The organism is Fodinicola acaciae, from assembly GCF_010993745.1.
Lineage (GTDB): Bacteria > Actinomycetota > Actinomycetes > Mycobacteriales > HKI-0501 > Fodinicola > Fodinicola acaciae.
In genome coordinates this window covers 1,431,624-1,446,747 of record NZ_WOTN01000002.1, presented here as the reverse complement: position 1 = coordinate 1,446,747, position 15,124 = coordinate 1,431,624, and the positions used below count along the sequence as shown (strand labels likewise).

Sequence of the window (15,124 nt, the reverse complement as noted above, 5' to 3'; positions counted from 1 at the left end):
CGATGAGCGTACCCACACTCGACGACTCGCTGGTCGGTCCGGCGTCGCTGAGCTGGCGCTACGCCGGCGACCAGCGGATGATCCTGATCGGTCCGTGGGTCGGCCTGGTCCAGCTGTCGCTGCCGGGCCTGGGCGCCGGCGTCGAGCAGCACTCGGCCTTCTACACCGAGCCGTGGGACCGGTTTCTCCGGTCGGTGCCGCAGATCGCCGGCGTCATCTACGACTCCCGGCCGGCCGAGACCGGCCACGGCATTCGCGACCTGCACCACCAGATCAAGGGCACAGACAACCGAGGCCGCCGCTATCACGCGCTCGATCCGGAGGTTTTCTACTGGGCGCACGCGACGATGAGCGAGGCGGTCATCAAGATGGTCGACCTGCTCGACCATCCGACGACACGGCACGAGCGCGAGACGCTGTTTCGTGAGCAGCAGGTGGTCTACGCGCGTTACGGCGTCAGTGACCGGCCCGCGCCGGACGATCGCGACGGTTTCGAGCGATATCTGGAAAACACGTACGCACACGTGCTGGAGAAGACGCCGGCCGTCGAGGCTTTCATCGAGATGGCGCACAAACCGGCGACGATGACGCAGCCGTGGATCCCGCAACCGTTGTGGCGGCTGGTGTCGCCGGTCGTCAGCAACCCCATGTGGCTGCTCGGCGTCGGGCTGCTGGCGCCGTCGACCCGCGAGACGCTCGGCCTGTCCTGGACCCGCCGCGACCAGCGAAAGTTGGAGCGGCTCGCCGCGGTGATCCGCCGGTCGTGGCCGCTGGTGCCGCGCCAGCTGCGCTTCATGCCGCGAGCCAAAGCGGCGTTCCGGCGGGAAGGCTGGCCGGCACGCCGCTATCGTGGGACCGATGGCAACCTCGCTTGACGCGCTGCTTCCCGAACCGCAGGTCGACGAGGTCAGCGTACGGATCCTGGACGCGGCGCTGGCCGAATATCTCGACCACGGCCTGCGGCGCACCAGCGTGGACGACGTAGCCCGCCGCGCCGGCCTCGGCCGCGCCACGCTCTATCGCCGGTTCGCCAGCCGCGACGAGCTCATCCAAGCCGTGCTGGTACGCGAGTCGCGCCGCTTCTTCACCGAGATCAACGACGCCGTACAGTCGCAGCCGACGCTCGCCGACCGGCTGGTGGAAGGCTTCGTGGTCGGCCTTCGCAACGCGCGCAAACAACCGCTGCTCGGCCGCCTGCTGCAGAGCGAGCCGGAGTTTTTGTTGCCGTTCCTGACGATTCATGGCGGTCCGGCGATCGCCATCATGCGGCAGTTCATGGCCGACCAATACCGGCAGTCGCCGGAATACCGGCCGGACACCGGCGTCGACCCGGACCAGTTCGCCGAGATCCTGGTGCGGCTGTCGATGTCGCTGGTGCTCACGCCCGAGACCTGCCTGCCGCTGGAGACAGACGACGACGTACGCGCCACGGCCCGCCGCTACTTCCTGCCGCTCCTCCGCCAGTGGTGACCGACGACCGTACGCTGTGGACGAGGGCGATCGCGGCACCGGTACGCGCGTTCCTGCGCACCGAGGCGGGCAGCTCCGGCGTCCTGGTCGGCGCCATCGCCGCCGCACTGATCTGGGCCAATGTCTCGCCGAGCACGTACGAAGGCCTCTGGCACCTGCCGCTGTCGGTCCGGATGGCCGGCGCCAGCCTCGGCCTCGACCTGCGCGGCTGCGTCAACAGCGGGCTGATGGCGCTGTTCTTCCTGGTCGTCGGCCTGGAGGCGAGGCGCGAGTTCGACCTCGGCGACCTGCGCGAGCGCAGCCGTTTCGTGCTGCCGGCCGCCGCCGGCGTCGCCGGCCTGGCGGTCCCGTCGCTGATCTATCTCGCCTTCAACGCCACCGGCGACGCGGCGCACGGCTGGGCCGTGGCGATGTCCACCGACACCGCGCTGGCGCTCGGAATGCTCGCCCTGCTCGGGAAAGACGTGCCGGACCGGATTCGCGTGTTCCTGCTGACCGTCTTCGTCGTCGATGATGTCGTGTCGCTGATTGTCATCGCTTTTGTCTACAGCAAAGACATCCAGCTGTTGCCGCTGCTCGTCGCGGTCGCGGTTTTCGCGATATTGCTTGGCATTCGCGCGGCGCACGTACGATCAGGATTCGTCTACGCCGCGCTCGGCATGATCGTCTGGGCCGCGCTGCTGGAAAGTGGCGTCGATCCGGTGGTGTCCGGCCTGGCGATCGGTCTGGTCACGACGGCGTACACGCCGGCGCGCGACGCGCTCGAGCGCGCGACCGGGCTTTTCCGGCTGTTCCGCGAACAACCGACCGCGCAGCTGGCGCGCGAGGCGGTCGCCGGCCTGACCGCGAGCCTGTCCCCCAACGCACGCCTGCAAAACCGCTTCCATCCGTGGACGAGCTATGTCATCGTGCCGCTTTTCGCCCTGGCAAATGCCGGAATCGTGATCGACGGAGGGTTCCTGGCGCGCGCGTACACGACACCGGTCACGCTCGGCATTATTTTCGGCTTTGTCATTGGCAAACCGATCGGCATCATCGGCACGTCCTGGGTCATCTCACGGATGACCCGCGGCCGGCTGCGGCCGCAGGTCGGCTGGGCCGCGGTCGGCGGCAGCGGCACGATCGCCGGCATCGGTTTCACCGTGTCGTTCCTGATCGCGACGCTGGCCTTCCAGGGACGCCAACTGGACGAGGCGAAACTCGGCGTACTGACCGCCGCGGTCCTCAGCTCGGCGATCACCTGGATCGTCTATCGCGCCACCAGGCTGCTCTCTCCGGAGCGCCGAGCGCTCGCTTTGCACGGTGACACCGAGGACATCATCGACCTGACCGAGCCGGTCGACCCGGAGCGCGACCACATCCGCGGTCCGGCGCAGGCGTCGGTGACCATCGTCGAATACGGCGATTTCCAGTGTCCCTACTGTGGACGCGCCGAGCCGGTGGTCCGCGATCTGCTGGCTGACAACGATTTACGGTATGTTTGGCGGCATCTGCCGCTGACCGACGTACATCCGCAGGCCGAGCTCGCCGCCGAGGCGGCCGAGGCCGCCGCCGCGCAGGGCCGCTTCTGGGACATGCACGACCTGTTGTTGGAACGACAGGAAAACCTGCGGCCGAAGGAGCTGGTGGCATACGCCGAACAGCTCGGTCTGGACGGCGACCGCTTCCACGACGAGCTGCTCCGGCACGTACACTCCGGCCGCGTCGCACAGGACGTGGAATCCGCCGACCTGTCCGGAGTTTCCGGCACGCCGACGTTTTTCATCAACGGCCGCCGGCACTATGGCGCGTTCGACATCCAGACGCTGACGGCAGCGGTGAAAACCGCACGAGCGCGTGCCTCCATCGGTGCGCGGACGGGCTCAACCAGGTGAAGCGGAGGCATGCGCGCTGGCTGGACGCGGCCGGCATCACCGAGCCGAGCCTGCGCGCGTCGTACGAGCGCTGCCGCCAACTGCACGCGACCTTCGGCCGCACGTATTATCTGGCGACGCTTCTGCTGCCGGCGGCGAAACGTCCGTACGTCCACAGTCTCTACGGTTTTGCCCGCCACGCCGACGAAATCGTCGACAACGGCGACCCGGCCAGCAAAGCGGCCGAGTTTGACAGGTGGAGCGAGCGAGTGCTCGGCGACCTCGACGCCGGCAGCTCCGCCGACCCGGTCTGCCGGGCGCTGCTGCACACCATCCGCACCTGGGACATTCCGGTCGGCCACATCAAGGCATTCCTGCAGTCGATGCGGATGGACCTGACCGTCACCGCCTACCGGACCTACGCCGATCTCCAGCGATACATGTACGGCTCGGCCGCGGTGATCGGCCTGCAGATGACGCCGATTCTGGAGCCGGTCAGCGACGAGGCATATCCGCGTGCGCACGCGCTCGGCGAGGCGTTCCAGCTGACCAACTTCATCCGCGACATCGCCGAGGACCTGGACCGCGACCGGATCTATCTTCCGTTGGAAGACCTGGAAAAGTTTGGCGTGACGCGGCATGCGTGGCAACGGCGGGTGGTGACGCCGCAGATCCGCGAGCTGCTGGCTTTCGAAATCGAGCGTACGCGCGACATCTACGCGTATGCGGCCGGCGGCATTCCGCTGCTGGCCGACTCCAGCCGGCTGTGCATCGGCACCGCTTTGGTGCTCTATCGTGGAATTCTCGACGAGGTGGAGAAGGCCGACTACCAGGTTTTCGATCGGCGTGTCTCGGTGCCGCTGGCCACCCGGCTGCGGGTCGCCGGCCGAGCTTTTCTCGGCGACAGGCCGGTCTGAGCGAGTCAGCGTTCTTTCTGGCTCTTGTCAATGAAAATCCGGCATCGCGGGTGCTCGACTTCGAGGCAGGCAAGGCAGTTGTGACTGGCGACTCGCAGCAGATGTCCGGTTTGATGTCTTGTTAAACAACTATTACGCATAGCGCTACGGAGGCTGTGATGGCGCCCCCGCCTCCTCTCCCTTGAGGTCGCCCTCCGCGCAGGAGCACCCGCCACACAGGCGAAACCCAGCCGACCCCTGTGTGCACGGAAAGGGGCGTTCCGAAAAGACCTTGCCTTGGCCGGTAGAATTCACGCGACCGGTTGGCACGCGACGAGGGGAGACCAGGTGACTCCAGACCCAACCGACCGGCTCTCGTTCCGGCAGATGACCGACGCCGACCTGGACGACATGGCCACGCTTTTCGCCGACCCGGCCGTGATGCGCTATTACCCCCGCACCAAGACACGCGAGGAAGCGCAGGGCTGGATCGACTGGAGCAAACGGCTTTATCGCGACGAGGGTTTCGGCCTGTGGATCCTGACCCTGCGCTCCGGCGAGTTCATCGGCGACTGCGGGCTGACCGTCCAGGTGGTGGAAGGCGTGCGCGAGATCGAGGTCGGCTATCACGTACGCGCCGACCTACAAGGCAACGGCTACGCGACGGAGGCAGCGGCCGCCTGTCGCGACCACGCGGCGAAAGCATTGGGCGTACGCCGGTTGGTCGCGATCATCCATCCCGACAACGTTCCTTCGCAGCGGGTGGCCGAAAAGATCGGCCTCAGCTACGAGCGCGCGCTCACCTACAAAAACTGGCCGGTGCGCATCTACGGCGCGGCTCTATCGCCAGGTGACCAGAGCGTCTAGCGCCTCGACCGTCGATCCGCGCACCAGCAGCGGGTTGATTTCCAACGACTCCAGCCGGTCGCCGAGACCGACCGCGAGATCGCTCACCCGAGCGACAACATCCGCGACCGCCTCGAGGTCGGCCGGCTCCGTGCCGCGAGCGCCACGCAGCAGCTCGACACCGCGCAATTCGTTCAACGCGGCCAAAGCCTCGGCGCGGTCGACCGGCAGCAGCCGCAACGACGAGTCACGCAGCACCTCGACCCAGATGCCGCCAAGACCAACGGCCATCGTCAGTCCCCAGGCGGCATCGCGTACGACGCCGACCAGCAGCTCGACGCCACCGACGCGCTGTGGCTGGACGAGCACGCCAGTGGCCCTGGTCCTGGCCAGAATCTCCTCGTACGCCGAGCGTACGTGGTCCACAGTGGACAGTCCAAGCCGCACGCCACCGACATCGCTCTTGTGACCAAGACCTTCGGCCGCCGCTTTGAGCACGACCGGATAGCCGTACGACTCTGCCGCCGTGACCGCGGTGTCCACATTGGACGCATAGGTCGACGGCACGACCGGAATGCCGTTGTCGGCCAGCAATGTGGCCGCTTCACGCTCGACCCACAGACCTGACGGCGAGCCGCGCAGCACCGGTGTCGATGGCACGCTCGGCTGCGGCGGTCGCGCGGTCGACCAGCGTACGGCGGCACCGATCGCCGTCAGGCCATGCTCGATGCCGCCTGTCACGTAAGGGAAACCGGTCGCCGCGGCGACCTCGCGGCCAAACTCGGTGATGTCGGTGAGCGCATTGCTGACGACCACCACCGGCTTCGGCGCGCTGTGGATGCGCTTGGCGGTAAGGCCAAACATTTCCAGCAACTGCGCCGGATCCGGTGGACGTACCCGCGGAAGCTCGTTGAGCAGCAAGACGACGTCGATGCCGGGGTCGTCGGCGACGACCTCCATCGCGCGACCGAGCAATGTCCGGTCGACGACCACGTAGCCGGTGATGTCGAGCGGATTGGCCACCTGGCCGAAATCCGGCAGGATCTCGGTCAGCCGGCGCACGGTTTCCGGCGCGTACGACGGAAGTCGCAAACCTTCGGCCTCGGCTCGGTCGGCGATGATCTCCGACGCACCGCCGGACGGCGTCACGACACCGATCCGCGGACCTCGCAGCGAGCCGGAGCTGGCCAACAGACCGGCGGTGATGATGAGATCTTCCAGCGATCGTACGCGGATCACGCCGAGCTGCCGGAACGCCGCACTCGTCACATCGTCGTCGCCGACGAGCGCACCGGTGTGCGCACGTGCGGTCTGCGAGGCGAGCTGGCTCGACCCGATTTTCAGTGCCACGATCGGCTTTCCGGCCGCCTGGGCCTTGCGTGCGACCGCGGCGAACCGATCCGGCCGCCGGACGGATTCCAGGAACAGTGCGATGACTCGTGTCGCCGGATCGTCGACCAGATAGTCCAGCACGTCGACGACCGAAACCGTCGCCTCGTTCCCCATCGACGTGAGCAGGCTGATGCCGATATTTCTGGCCTGAGCAAAGGAAAGCACCGCACTGGCGAGCGCGCCGCTCTGCAACACCACGCCGACCGGGCCGGTCAGCAGCGGCGTCGGGATCGGCAGGCCGTACGGCGTCACACCACCGGCGGCGTTGATGTAGCCGTTGCCGTTTGGCCCCAACACAGTCAGATTCTCGCGCGCGACCAGCTCGGTCAAGGCCGTCTGCAGCGCGACACCGCCCGGCCCGGCCTCGCCGAAACCGGCGGTGAGGATGACATAGTTCTTGATGCCAAGCCGAGCTCCTTCGGTCAGCACGGAAAGCACAGCCTTCGTCGGCACCATGACGTAGGCGAGGTCGACCGGCAGCCCGATCGCGGTCAGGCTTTCGTACGCCTCAGCGCCGTGAACAGTCGCCGCACGTGGATTCACCAAATACACCGGACCGGCAAACCGGTGCAGCAGCAGGTTGTTGTAGGTGTTCAGCGACCATCCGGACTTGTCGGTGGCGCCGACCAGAGCGATCGAACGTGGATGGAAGAGCGCCCCGACGGCGCTCATGCCACCGGCCGGAAGCACGGCAGCTGATTGCCCGCGGCAGTCGCGAATTCCAGCTCGACGCGGTCGCCGATCGCGACCGTGCCGCCGACGATCCGGGTAAGCATCCTGACCCCCTCGTCCAGATCAACCAGCGCCACGGTGAAAGGAGCCTCCGTGGCGAACTCACCGAACGCGCGATGTGCCACCGTGTAGGAGTAAACCTCGCCGCGGCCGCTCGCCACAATCCACACCAGCCGGTCGCAGTGGCACGACGGACAGAGCGCGCGCGGATAGAAAACCGCGTGCCCGCAGGCTTCACACCGTTGGATTCGCAGCTCGCCGGCGGCGACACCGTCCCAGAATTCCCTGCTTTCCGTGTCCACCGCGATCTCCACGCGACTCATCCCCTTCCGAGCACGACCGTGGACGTGGACGACAACACGCCGCCGGTGCCATGGACGAGCGCCAACTCGGCATCCGTGACCTGCCGCGCACCGGCGAAATCGCCACGCAGCTGCCGAGTCGCCTCGATCAGCAGGAAAATGCCGTACATTCCCGGGTGCGTGTATGACAGGCCGCCGCCGTTGGTGTTCATCGGAAACTCGCCACCAGGACCGGTGCGGCCGGCGCGTACGAAGTCACCGGCCTCGCCGGGCTTGCAGAAACCCAACGATTCCAAGGTAAGCAGCACGGTGATGGTGAAAGAGTCGTAGATCTCCACCACGTCGAAGTCGGTGTGACTCACGCCGGCCATCGTCATCGCCGCCGGACCCGACCGCGCCGCACCGGTCACCGTGAGGTCCGGCATCTGCGCGATTCCGTTGTGTGTCGTGGTTTCGCCGTGTCCGAGCACCACGACCGGCCGGGCCGCCACGTCCGGCCAGCGGTCCTCGGCGGCCAGCACGACCGCGCCACCGCCGTCGGTCACCAGGCAGCAGTCGAGTTTGTGCAGCGGCTCGCAGATCATCTCCGACGCGAGGACATCGTCAACGGTGATCGGATCGCGATAGTACGCCTTTGGATTGAGCGCGGCCCAGTCGCGAGCGCTGACGGCAACCTCCGCCATTTGCTCGCTGGTGACGCCGTGCTCGTACATGTAGCGGTTGGCGGCGAGGGCGTACGCACCAACCGGCGTGGGAAGTCCGTATGGCCGCTCATACTGCTCGGCCAGCGTCGCCGGACGCGGCTGGTTTCGTGACCGGTCGGTGCGTTGCGTGCTGCCATATGCGATCAACGCGACATCGATCAGACCGGCCTCGATCGCCGCCACCGCATGACCGACATGCGCCTCGAACGAGGAGCCGCCGATGTTCGTTCCATCGAGGTGTTTCGGCTGGATCCCAAGATATTCCGCGAGCGCGATGGCCGGCGACCACGACCACCCGCCGGCCGTGAAAAGGCCGTCGACATCGGCGAAACCGAGGCCGGCTTCGGCCAGTGCGGCGACACTTGCCGTGGCCTGCTGCGAAAGCACCGTCAGGTGTGGCGTCTTGCCGAGGTCGGACTCGGCCACGCCGACGATGCCGGCGCGGCGGCTCATTCCCCGATCCCACCGAGCCGCGCGTGGCCCTTGATCAGGTTGCGTGCGATCGTACGGCGCTGGATCTCGTCCGTGCCCTCGAAAATCCGCAGCAGCCGCAGCTCGCGATACCACCGCTCGATGGGCAGCTCCTTGGTGTAGCCCATGCCGCCGTGGATCTGCAGCACCCGGTCGACCACGTGGTTGGCCATGGTCGCGCCTTGCAGCTTGGAAATCGACGACGCCTGCCGGGCGTCCAGACCCTGTTGGACCGACCAGGCCGCGAACAACGTGAGCCATTTCGCCGACTCGATCTCCACCGCCGAATCGGCGATCATCCACTGGATGGCCTGGTAGTCGGCGATGAAGTTGCCCATGGACTTGCGAATTTTGGCGTAGTCGATCGCCATCTGCAGCATCCGCTCGGCCGAGCCGATGGCGCGCGCCGGGATCATGTAGCGACCCTGGCCGATCCACTTCATCGCCAGCTCGAAGCCGCGGCCGACCTCGCCGAGCACGTTTTCCTCTGGTACGCGTACATCTTCGAAGATCAGCGACGCCGGCCCCCACTCACCCATGGTCGGGATCGGTTCGGACTTCCATCCCATGTCGCGATCGACCAGGAAGCAGGTCACCCCGCCGGCGGCCCCCAGCTCGGGGTTGTTGACCGCGAAAACCATGGTGAAGTCGGCCTCGTTGCCGTTGGTGATAAACGTCTTCTCGCCGTTGATGATCCAGTCGCTGCCGTCTTTCACCGCACGCGTACGGATGGCGCGCGCGTCCGATCCGGCGCCAGGCTCGGTGATCGCGAAACACGAGCGCCGCTCACCCTCGATCGTCGGGATGAGATAACGCTTTTTCTGCTCCTCGGTGCCGGCGTAGAGGATGTTGTCGGCCGTGCCGCCGAAACCGAACGGCACGAAGGTGCGACCGGTCTCGATCGCGATGATCACCGACATCACCGGACCGAGCGCCATGCCGCCGTACTCCTCCGGCGTGTTGATCCCCCAGAAACCCGACTTGCGCGCCTTCAGTTGCAGCTCGCGGATGACGCCTGGCTCCAGCGCCGGCCGGCCGGCGCGTTCGTTGCGCAGCACCTCCGGCTCCAGCGGCATGACCTCTTTGGTGATGAACGAGCGCACCGTGTCGCGGATCTGCCGCTCGGTGTCGCTCAACGAGAAGTCGACCATCGCCGGGCTCCTATTTCTAGAACGCGCCTCTAGTAATGGTTATGAGCGTGCCGCCGGCGCGGTGGCCTGTCAAGGGCCGGGACGGGCACGGGTGGGAAGTCTCACTCCCGGATCCTAGAACGTTGCTCTAGAATCGGGGGATGCCGCGCAAGCCGACCGGAAAGGCGTCCAACGCCTGGCAGTGGAGCCGTACGGCGCAGACCCGCCGCGTCCTGCTGGAGGCGGCCAGCGCCGTGTTCGTGCAGCGCGGGTTTGCCGAGGCGAGCGTCGCCGAGGTGGTCGAGCGGGCCAGCTCCAGCGTCGGCAGTCTCTATCATCATTTCGGTGGCAAGACCGAGCTTTTCCTGGCGCTGTGGGAGGACCACGAGGCCAGTCAGGAGCAGCGCGCGATCACCGCGGTCGCGAAGGCACGTGCCGACGGAGAAGAGGACCGCCTCGCGCTCTTCATCGTCGGCGCGCGCGCTTTCATGGAAGGCGCGTGGTTGCGCCGCGATCTGATCCGGTTGTTCATGGACGGCGACGGACCGCCGGGATTCACCTTGGTGCGGCGGGCCAGCAATCGCGAGTGGATACGCCAAAACGCCGTACTGTTGGAAGCCGGCGCCGATCCGGTCGAGCGGATGACGGTGTCGATCCTGACCAGCATCATCGGCGAGGCCAGCAGGGAAATCGCGACCTGCGCCAACAAACGCGAGGCCAACCGGGTGATCGAGGCGACCGTACGGCTGATCCGCCGGCTGGATCCGTTGCGCGACGACGAGGACGACGATGGCTGACCGCGACCTACCGGCTTTTTTCGAGCTCTCCGGCCAAGAGTTGATGCCGGCTCCGCACGCGCGCAGCGCCTGGTCGCCGGACATGTTGCACGGCCGGCTGCTCGGCGGCCTGCTGGCGCGCGCTCTGGAACGCGAACAGGCCGCGCCAGGCTTTCACTTCAGCCGGCTGACCGTCGATCTTTTCAAGAACAGCAAGCTCGTCCCGCTGCGAGTGCAGACCACGCGCGTACGCGACGGCCGCCGCATCCGGGTCGCCGACGCGGTCGTTCTCGGACCGGACGGACCGATCGCGCGCGCCAGCTCCGTACAACTGAAGCGCACTGAGCATCCCACCGGCGAGATCCCGGCAACCCCGGCCTGGGACATTCCGGAGCCGGCCACGCTCGGCCCGGCGCCGTCGACGGACCGTCCCGGACAGTGGTCGGTGCCGTGGGACCTGTGGATGTTCGACCCCGATGGAAAAGTCACCACCAACTGGCGCGGCGAAAACTGCCGGCGCGCCTGGCTGCGTGACACGCACGAACTGGTCGCCGGCGAGTCGCTGTCGCCGTTCGTACGCCTCGGCCTGGCCGCCGACTTCGCCAGCCCGCTGGCCGTCGGCGGCAGCAACGGCCTGGAGTTCATCAACGCCGACTACACGCTTTACCTGCGGCGCCTGCCATGCGGCGAGGAAATTGGCCTGGAAGCCAATGGTTACGCCGGCGAGGACGGCATCGCGGTCGGATCCTGCGTCATGCACGACACCGCCGGACCGATCGGCTTCTGCAACATCGCCGCCGTCGCGAACCCGACCGCGTCGCTCGGCAAGGCCTGATTGTTTGCGTGCGTCTGGCGCAGAGGGCTATCGCTAAATGCTTACGTCGACTGTTTGATACCTGCTGAGAGGGTCCCCCAATTCCGTGGAGGGCTGGGTGCCGCGGTGCGGTTTGTTTGTGGGGTGGTCCATGTGCTGGGAGCTCGTCGTGGCGGCGGGGTGTGGCGGTCGGCGCGACTTTGCGATGGTTGTATGGCCTCGTTTGATGTCTTGTTGGACAAGTATTACACCTGTGGGGCGCCTCAACCGAGTCGTCAGCCGCAGTAGTCACATCGGTAACACGCTCGATGCATCCTGCTGTGTGCGACCCGGCGCCCGCTGCTACTCCGCGATCCCGGCGACGCCGCGGTCGATGACGACGGTGCCGTCGTCTTTGGTCGTACGGAACAGAAAGTCGATGCCGTCGCCGCGCCACACCGAGATTGTCAGTGACTCGCCTGGAAAAACCGGCGCGGTGAACCGGCCGGACATCCGCACGAAACGCGCCGGGTCCGAGCCGGCGATCCCGTGCAGCAAGGCCCGGCCGGTGATGCCGTATGTGCAGAGGCCATGCAGGATCGGCCGGTCGAAGCCGGCGCGCGCGGCAAAAGTCGGATCGGAGTGTAGCGGGTTGCGGTCACCGGAGAGCCGATAGATCAGCGCCTGCTCCGGTCGCGTCGCGTACGTGAGCTTGTGGTCCGGCGCGCGGTCTGGCAGCGTCCACTGGTCCTTCGGCCCGCGGTCGCCGCCAAATCCACCCTCACCGCGAATGTAGAGCGACGACCGTGTGGTCACCACCGGCTCACCGGTCGTCGGGTCCACCGCTTTGGCTTCAATGACAACCAAAGCCGCCGCGCCTTTGTCAAAGACGCCGGTGACTGTCGCGGTCGTACGCAGCGCGCCGGCCGGCGTCAGCGGGCGGTGCAGCTCGAATGCCTGCTCGGCGTGCACCAGCATCGCCGGATCGAAGTCGCCGAGCCGATGGCCGGTCGACTGCGCGAGCAGCACCGCGTACGTCGGAAACACCTGCTGCTCGACGCCGGCGGAGTTTTCCGTTGTGAACGCCAACTCCTCCGTGCCAGCACCGATCCCCAGCGCGTAGATCAGCGAGTCCTTGGACGTCCAGGAACGTTCGACCGGGTCGGACTCCACGCCGACGATGTCGAGATTGAGCGGCACCTCTCAGACCTCCTCGCCGGGCGCGAGCCCGTTCATCAACGCGTTCGCACGTGCTTTCGCCACCAGATCAGGGATGACCGCGCCGAGCTCGTCCGGCTCCCACCGCGCGCCTTTGTCCACCGGCGGCCCGGCGTGCCATCCCTCGGCGATGCTGATCGACCCACCGCGTACGTTGAAGACGCGGCCGGTGATCCCGCGGGCCTGCGCGCTTGCCAGCCACACCACCAAAGGCGCGATGTTGTCCGACGCGGTCGGGTCGAAACCGGCCGGCTTCTCCTGCTGCCACCTGACCAGATTTTCGGTCATCCTGGTCAACGCGGCCGGCGCGACCGCGTTGACCGTGACGCCGTATCTTTCCAGCTCACGCGCGGCGATAACGGTCAGGCTGGCGATGCCGGCCTTCGCCGCGCCATAGTTTGCCTGGCCTGGATTGCCATAAATGCCGGACGACGACGTGGTGTTGATGACGGCCGCCTCGACCGCGTTGCCGGCTTTCGAGCGCTCACGCCAAAAAGCCGCGGCATGCCGCAGCGGACCGAAGGTGCCGCGCAGGTGTACGCGGATCACCGCGTCCCATTCCTCGATGCTCATGTTGAAGATCATCCGGTCGCGGAGAATGCCGGCGTTGTTGACCAGCACGTCCAAACCACCGAAGTGATCGATCGCCGACCCGATCAGCCGGCCGGCGCCGTCGAAGTCGGCCACGTCCTCGCCGTTGGCGATCGCCTCGCCGCCGGCCGCGCGGATCTGGTCGACCACCTCACCGGCCGGACCGTCCGACGAGCCGCTGCCGTCCACCTGTGCGCCAAGGTCGTTGACCACGACTTTGGCGCCCTGCCTGGCAAACTCCAGCGCGTGGCCACGCCCGATGCCGCGCGCGGCGCCGGTGATGACGACGACCTTGTCCTCGACCAGACCGGTCATGCGTACCAGATCCCTCCCGGAACTCGCCGATATCCAAGCGCACGGTAGGTCGCGTCCACCAGGGACTGTCCGCGCTCGTTGACACCCAGACCGATGCCCTGCCGGTTCATCGCGTAACCAAACGACATCCGCGCACGCGGATCGGCGAAACCGAGCGATCCGCCGAAACCGCTGTGCCCAAAAGCCTCCTCGGACAGCAGGATGCCCTCCCGGTCGTTTTCCGGAAGATGCCGGTTGTCCACGCATTTCACGAAACCGAGTGAAAACCGCGTCGGTACGAGGATCGAGGCGTCCACCGAGGTCGCCGAGCTGACCGCCGACATGACGGCAAGCTGGCTCTGTTCGACCAGCCGCACGCCACCGTACGACCCGTCCAGCGCCAGCGGCCGATAGAGGCCGGCCAGGCCACGCGCGTTGGTGATGCCGCCGACCGCACCCATGACGGCCGCATGCGCCGACCTCGAGTCCGACTCGCCCGGCAACATGTAGCCGCCGCTGTTCATCATCATGAGCGCCGGGATCGAGGTCTGGTCGGCGAAAATCGTCGCGTACATGGTCGGCACCAGGGCGCCCGGCGCGGTCGGATCAGCCGGAATCGTCGGCGACACACGCGGCTCCAGCTCGGCTGGCAGGCCGAACCAGAAGTCCAGGCCGAGCGGCTCGGCGACCTCCTCGCGGAAGAACTGGCCGAGACCACGGCCGCTCACTCGCCGCACGACTTCGCCAACCAGGAAGCCGAAAGTCAGGCCGTGATAGCCGTTGCGCGTGCCAGGCGGCCAGAACGGCTCCTCGGCGGCCAACGCCGAGATCATCGTCTGCCAGTCGTAGAACGCGCCCGGCGGCAACGGCTTGCGGACCGCCGGCAATCCCGCCTGATGGTTCAACAACTGCGCGACGAGGATGTTTTCCTTGCCGTTCTGGCCAAACTCCGGCCAGTACGCGGCGACCGGAGCGCGCAGGTCGAGCTCGCCGCGAGAGGCCAGCAGGTGCGCGCACAGCGCGGTGGCGCCTTTGCTGCCGGACCACACGTGTACGAGCGTGTCCGGATCCCAGCCGCCGCCGGCCAGGTCGACGACGGTCTCGCCCTCGACCGTGACGTGCACCGACGCGCCGGCCTCGCCGCGCTCGGCGAAGTTGCGTTCGAACTCCTCGCGCACCTCGGCAAAGGCCGGATCACACGTCCCGTGCATTCGGCTCCTCACACCGCGGCCGCGATCCGGCCGATCGCCGCGACCGACTCGACGAAGAAATAGATGCCGCGGAAAAACCGCAACACATCGCCTTTTTCCAGCAACAGCCGGCGATACATCACGATCCGCCCGGTGTCCTCACCGGACAGCAGGTCCTGCCACACGTCCAGATCGCCGGCCAGCACGTACGTCGCGTCCGGCAGCGTCTGCGACACCTCGGCTCGTACGCACTTCCCGGCTTCCCACACCAGCCACAGATACGCCGGCTCGCCGTCCAGGTCGCGGACGCCCAGCGCCCACGAATCCGAATAATCCGTGCGTACGTTGTCGATCCAGTCCCAGTATGTCTCCAGCTTGCTGGCCCGCAGCGCGTCGTCCGGACCGCGGTCGACAGCGTCGCGCGCCAACTCGGCCCATTCCGGGCTGAAAAACCGTACGGTCATCG

Annotated in this window: 15 protein-coding genes; 7 read left to right on the top strand and 8 right to left on the bottom strand. The window is 66.9% G+C overall.

Annotated elements, in window-relative coordinates:
* Positions 1-2 precede the first annotated feature (2 nt).
* The 5 genes from GNX95_RS22040 to GNX95_RS22020 all read left to right on the top strand — a co-directional run bounded on the left by GNX95_RS22040 (position 3) and on the right by GNX95_RS22020 (position 5,086).
* The gene (locus tag GNX95_RS22040) at positions 3-875 is read left to right on the top strand and encodes an oxygenase MpaB family protein (protein ID WP_163509286.1); all 873 of its coding nucleotides are present in this window, start codon (positions 3-5) and stop codon (positions 873-875) included.
* Entirely contained in the window at positions 859-1,470 is a 612-nt protein-coding gene (locus GNX95_RS22035) for a TetR/AcrR family transcriptional regulator (protein ID WP_163509285.1), read from the top strand. Before GNX95_RS22040 ends, GNX95_RS22035 begins: the two co-directional genes overlap by 17 nt.
* Positions 1,464-3,344: a Na+/H+ antiporter NhaA gene (nhaA, locus tag GNX95_RS22030; protein ID WP_163509284.1), complete on the top strand. Its 1,881-nt coding sequence runs from the start codon at positions 1,464-1,466 to the stop codon at positions 3,342-3,344. Before GNX95_RS22035 ends, nhaA begins: the two co-directional genes overlap by 7 nt.
* On the top strand, positions 3,341-4,240 hold the full coding sequence (locus GNX95_RS22025) for a phytoene/squalene synthase family protein (RefSeq protein WP_163509283.1): 900 nt from the start codon (positions 3,341-3,343) through the stop codon (positions 4,238-4,240). Before nhaA ends, GNX95_RS22025 begins: the two co-directional genes overlap by 4 nt.
* A 327-nt stretch (positions 4,241-4,567) precedes the next feature.
* Positions 4,568-5,086: a GNAT family N-acetyltransferase gene (locus GNX95_RS22020; RefSeq protein WP_163509282.1), complete on the top strand. Its 519-nt coding sequence runs from the start codon at positions 4,568-4,570 to the stop codon at positions 5,084-5,086.
* Here the strand turns inward: GNX95_RS22020 and GNX95_RS22015 are convergent.
* The 4 genes from GNX95_RS22015 to GNX95_RS22000 are packed head-to-tail and all read right to left on the bottom strand — an operon-like array spanning position 5,060 to position 9,817.
* Positions 5,060-7,129: an acetate--CoA ligase family protein gene (locus GNX95_RS22015; protein WP_163509281.1), complete on the bottom strand. Its 2,070-nt coding sequence runs from the start codon at positions 7,127-7,129 to the stop codon at positions 5,060-5,062. The genes GNX95_RS22020 and GNX95_RS22015 overlap by 27 nt on opposite strands.
* Positions 7,126-7,503, bottom strand: coding sequence for a Zn-ribbon domain-containing OB-fold protein (locus tag GNX95_RS22010; protein ID WP_222853809.1), 378 nt, complete (start codon positions 7,501-7,503; stop codon positions 7,126-7,128). Before GNX95_RS22010 ends, GNX95_RS22015 begins: the two co-directional genes overlap by 4 nt.
* 5 nt (positions 7,504-7,508) lie before the next feature.
* Entirely contained in the window at positions 7,509-8,648 is a 1,140-nt protein-coding gene (locus GNX95_RS22005; protein WP_163509279.1) for an acetyl-CoA acetyltransferase, read from the bottom strand.
* Positions 8,645-9,817: an acyl-CoA dehydrogenase family protein gene (locus GNX95_RS22000; RefSeq protein ID WP_163509278.1), complete on the bottom strand. Its 1,173-nt coding sequence runs from the start codon at positions 9,815-9,817 to the stop codon at positions 8,645-8,647. The genes GNX95_RS22005 and GNX95_RS22000 overlap by 4 nt, the downstream gene beginning before the upstream one ends.
* A gap of 140 nt (positions 9,818-9,957) precedes the next feature.
* Here GNX95_RS22000 and GNX95_RS21995 point away from each other — a divergent pair, with 140 nt between their 5' ends.
* Both GNX95_RS21995 and GNX95_RS21990 read left to right on the top strand, forming a co-directional pair.
* Positions 9,958-10,593, top strand: coding sequence for a TetR/AcrR family transcriptional regulator (locus GNX95_RS21995; RefSeq protein WP_163509277.1), 636 nt, complete (start codon positions 9,958-9,960; stop codon positions 10,591-10,593).
* Complete coding sequence (locus GNX95_RS21990; RefSeq protein WP_163509276.1) at positions 10,586-11,407, top strand: acyl-CoA thioesterase domain-containing protein; 822 nt, start codon at positions 10,586-10,588, stop codon at positions 11,405-11,407. Before GNX95_RS21995 ends, GNX95_RS21990 begins: the two co-directional genes overlap by 8 nt.
* 321 nt (positions 11,408-11,728) lie before the next feature.
* On the opposite strand, the gene GNX95_RS21985 is transcribed toward GNX95_RS21990, so the two are convergent.
* Genes GNX95_RS21985 through GNX95_RS21970 form a run of 4 tightly spaced genes read right to left on the bottom strand, consistent with a single transcriptional unit; the run spans position 11,729 to position 15,122 of the window.
* Complete coding sequence (locus GNX95_RS21985; RefSeq protein ID WP_163509275.1) at positions 11,729-12,565, bottom strand: MaoC/PaaZ C-terminal domain-containing protein; 837 nt, start codon at positions 12,563-12,565, stop codon at positions 11,729-11,731.
* Between the two features lie 3 nt (positions 12,566-12,568).
* Positions 12,569-13,489, bottom strand: a complete 921-nt coding sequence (locus GNX95_RS21980; protein ID WP_163509274.1) for an SDR family oxidoreductase — start codon at positions 13,487-13,489, stop codon at positions 12,569-12,571.
* A complete protein-coding gene (locus GNX95_RS21975) occupies positions 13,486-14,679 on the bottom strand; it encodes a serine hydrolase domain-containing protein (protein ID WP_163509273.1) in 1,194 nt (397 codons plus the stop codon). The genes GNX95_RS21980 and GNX95_RS21975 overlap by 4 nt, the downstream gene beginning before the upstream one ends.
* An 8-nt stretch (positions 14,680-14,687) precedes the next feature.
* Positions 14,688-15,122 carry a hypothetical protein gene (locus tag GNX95_RS21970; protein ID WP_163509272.1) on the bottom strand — a complete coding sequence of 145 codons (435 nt, stop codon included), beginning with the start codon at positions 15,120-15,122 and terminating at the stop codon, positions 14,688-14,690.
* Positions 15,123-15,124: the final 2 nt, after the last annotated feature.